This window comes from Pseudoalteromonas sp. SG44-17, assembly GCF_014164235.1.
Classification (GTDB): domain Bacteria; phylum Pseudomonadota; class Gammaproteobacteria; order Enterobacterales; family Alteromonadaceae; genus Pseudoalteromonas; species Pseudoalteromonas rhizosphaerae.
Genome location: NZ_JACJEV010000114.1, coordinates 1 through 269 on the forward strand (window position 1 = coordinate 1; position 269 = coordinate 269).

Consider the following 269-nt stretch of genomic DNA (forward strand, 5'->3'; position numbering starts at 1 on the left):
GAAATGTCTACAATGACAGTAGCAAAAACAACGGGGGGTTGGTGGATTGGCATATTAACAGCGATTATTAGGAAGCATAGGAAAGGATTGTTAAATGCAGTTAATGGAGCATTTGACTTTCTGAGTAAAAATGCAGCTAGGGCGCACCCCAAACGCGATCGAAAAACAGGAGTATTTCAGTATGGGGTAGAGCCAAATTTTTAAGGCTGTACTTAATATTTTTCTTAAGTACCTACCTATGACATCCATGTAAGTAACAAAGAGTTAAT

General features: G+C 38.3%; 1 pseudogene. It reads left to right on the forward strand.

Features of this window, described 5'->3' with window-relative positions:
- Nucleotides 1-204 (forward strand): annotated as a pseudogene (locus tag H5182_RS22205) (IS4/IS5 family transposase); the annotation flags it as partial.
- Between the last annotated feature and the right edge of the window lie 65 nt (nucleotides 205-269).